Below are 2,691 nucleotides of genomic sequence, written 5' to 3'. Positions count from 1 at the left end.
GATCGATTCGATATTGAAGCGCCAATCGCTGCCGACCTTGAACGCTGGCAGCCGGCCGCGCTTGAGCTGCCGATAAATCGTCGATGGATGAACCTTCAGATAGTCGGATAGCTCCTTAACCGTCAGCACGTGGCTGCTGTCATTTTTCAGCATCTGTCAGCTCCCTCTTCCAGATCCTTTTTTGATTCGCGTGGCTGCCCTTAGCGACCCACGAGAGGGCTTATCGCAAACTGCGTGCCGAGAGGGCACGGACCTAAATGTCACACGAATAAACAGGTCTGCGACGGCGATTGAACGCCGCTGCGCTAGGATTTTGCCACTACGACAGAAAAATGACGGTCATGCAGCGAACGCGACTCGTCAATGCGAGCCGTCGCGCCCTTGGGACACTCATCGTCCCATTCTGACTGCCTCCAGTCCCGTTAACTGCGAGTTAGCTCCTGCCGATAAGCTCCCGCGACACCTCGCGGACTCCGTCGAGCAGCGCCGCTTCGTCCGTGCCGCGTTGCAGCAGGATAAGCCGGCTCACGCCCAAGTCGGCGTAACGCTTCACAGTGTCGCGATCGACCTTCACGCGCGGGCTCGGCGTGATACTCACCTCGACGTCCTCGAATCGACGGCCCGCGGCCTTGCACGCCAGTCGCAGCCCCTCGACGCACTTCGCCGTCCCGCCCAGGTCCTGCGCAAACCCGTACCATCCCTTGGCCAGCCGCGCCGCCCGGCTGAATGCCTCCTTCGTATGCCCCCCGAAGACAATCTCCGGATGCGGCTGCTGTACCGGCCGGGGCATCGCATTGACGCCCTTGAACGAGATCCACTTGCCACTGAACTCCGGCTTCGGCATCGACCACAGCGCGATCATCGCCGCCAGCCATTCCTCGGAGCGCGCACCCTTGTGATCGAACGGCGCGCCGATCGCGTCGAACTCCGGCTTCAGGTAGCCGACCCCGATTCCGAAAATCAGCCGTCCGTTCGACAGCACGTCGGTTGACGCGAGCTCCTTGGCGAGCACCACCGGGTTGCGCTGCGGCAATATGATGATGCCGGTGCCAAGCCGGATCTTCGACGTATGCGCGGCGACGAACGCCAGCGAAATCGCGGGGTCGAGCATCGGGTAGTCCGCTGCCACCGGCGAGGGCGGCGCTTGCGGGTCGGGCAGTATCACATGCTCGCCCGTCCACACGCTCTCGAAGCCAGCGCCTTCCGCCGCAAGCGCGACGGCGGCGGCGCACTTGGGAAACGCACACGGTCCGTTGTTGATTCCGAATAATCCGAATTTCATTTTTTCACCTTCTACCCGTTGATGGCACCGAGATTCTTCGCTTCGCCCAGAATGACACAAAAATAGTTCGAGAAGGGAGAAGAAGACCCGGACCTGCATTGACGCGGCGCGCCATGCATCATCATAATCGCATCGACTCTTTTCGATGAGGTGGCGAGGCGGCGCGCGATGAGATGTCCCCAGTGCGGTAACGAAACCCAGCAAGGCGCCGCCTTTTGCGCGCGATGCGGCACGCGGATGTTCGCGCCCAAGCCGTCTGCCGTGCGCGAGTATGCGCTGGCAACATTCCGCCCCTCGCTCTGGTACTACGCCAACGGGTTCCTGGTCGGCGGAATCCTGATCGCGATCGGCGGCCGGCTGCTCTATCTCAAATTCCAGCCGATCCAGGTCGGCTTCGCGGTGGTCGGCCTCGGCGTGCTGACGTGGCTGGTCACGATGATTCGCGCGCGAACCGTCAATTGGAGTCTCACCTCCGATCGGCTGATCGAAAAGCGGGGGCTGCTCGCGTCGCGCCGGCGAGAGATGGAGCTGGCCGACATCCGCTCGGTCGAAGTCGACAAGCGGGTCATTCAACGGATGTTCGGACTCGGCGACGTCACCATCGCGTCCGCCGCGAGCGCCGACTACGCCATCCGCCTCCACGAAATCCAGGATCCCGACAACGCAGCCGAAACGATTCGCAAGGCGCGCCTCAAGCGGATGGCATAGTCCACGATGAGCAAGCGACCCGACCTGCGCTACGAACGACGCCTGTGGAAACTCGGCATCGACGCTGTCGCCGGCGTCGACGAAGCCGGCGTCGGCCCGATGGCCGGTCCGGTGGTCGCGGCGGCCGTCGTCTTCGCACCCGAGACGTTCATCAGCGGCGTGCATGATTCCAAGCAGTTGACCCACGAGCAGCGCGAGGAATTGTTCATCCCGATTCGCGCGCGCGCCATCGCGATCGGCGTCGGCATCGCGGAGGTCAACGAAATCGATCGCCTCAACATATACTGGGCCACGATGTCCGCGAGCCGGCGCGCGCTGTCCGCGTTGAGTCTCACCCCCGGCCACGTATTGGTTGACGGGCGCCTGATCCCGAGTCTTGAGCTGCCGCAAACCAAAATCGTCGGTGGCGATCGCAGAAGTTTCTGCATCGCAGCCGCCTCGATCATCGCCAAGGTCACGCGCGACCGCATGATGGTGGATCTCGACGGCCAATATCCCGGCTACGGCTTCGCGCAGCATAAAGGGTACTGCACCAACGAGCACATGCAGTTACTGATCAAGCTGGGTCCCTCGCCAATCCATCGCCGCTCGTTCCAGCCGGTAGCAGCGACAGCGCAGCGTCCATTATTTGATTCCTAACCTCTCCTCGTCCGAGGAGAGGTTAGGATTTCGAAGCAGCGTTTTCAGATAAATTGAGTTCC

4 protein-coding genes are annotated in these 2,691 nt (G+C 62.1%); 2 read left to right on the top strand and 2 right to left on the bottom strand.

Annotation, left to right across the window (positions count from 1 at the left end):
- Together VIW95_RS17465 and VIW95_RS07640 are read right to left on the bottom strand one after the other, a co-directional pair.
- On the bottom strand, window positions 1-153 hold a 153-nt coding region (locus VIW95_RS17465), incomplete at its 3' end, for a helix-turn-helix domain-containing protein (RefSeq protein WP_349259302.1).
- Window positions 154-433: 280 nt separating this feature from the next.
- Window positions 434-1,282 (bottom strand): LLM class F420-dependent oxidoreductase, encoded by an 849-nt coding sequence (locus VIW95_RS07640; RefSeq protein ID WP_331585023.1) that lies wholly within the window; start codon window positions 1,280-1,282, stop codon window positions 434-436.
- Window positions 1,283-1,450: 168 nt separating this feature from the next.
- Here VIW95_RS07640 and VIW95_RS07635 point away from each other — a divergent pair, with 168 nt between their 5' ends.
- Together VIW95_RS07635 and VIW95_RS07630 are read left to right on the top strand one after the other, a co-directional pair.
- Entirely contained in the window at window positions 1,451-1,990 is a 540-nt protein-coding gene (locus VIW95_RS07635; RefSeq protein ID WP_331585020.1) for a PH domain-containing protein, read from the top strand.
- A gap of 6 nt (window positions 1,991-1,996) precedes the next feature.
- Window positions 1,997-2,629 carry a ribonuclease HII gene (locus VIW95_RS07630; protein WP_331585018.1) on the top strand — a complete coding sequence of 211 codons (633 nt, stop codon included), beginning with the start codon at window positions 1,997-1,999 and terminating at the stop codon, window positions 2,627-2,629.
- Window positions 2,630-2,691: the final 62 nt, after the last annotated feature.

It is taken from the genome of Binatus sp. (SeqCode) (genome assembly GCF_036522015.1).
Classification (GTDB): Bacteria; Desulfobacterota; Binatia; order Binatales; family Binataceae; genus Binatus.
The sequence above is the reverse complement of the archived record's forward strand: the minus strand, read 5'-3'. Positions and strand labels throughout refer to the sequence as shown.

Coding starts and splice junctions, on each gene's coding strand:
- VIW95_RS07640 (WP_331585023.1), bottom strand. CDS start 1,282: ATGAAATTCGGATTATTCGGAATCAACAACGGACCGTGTGCGTTTCCC.
- VIW95_RS07635 (WP_331585020.1), top strand. CDS start 1,451: ATGAGATGTCCCCAGTGCGGTAACGAAACCCAGCAAGGCGCCGCCTTT.
- VIW95_RS07630 (WP_331585018.1), top strand. CDS start 1,997: ATGAGCAAGCGACCCGACCTGCGCTACGAACGACGCCTGTGGAAACTC.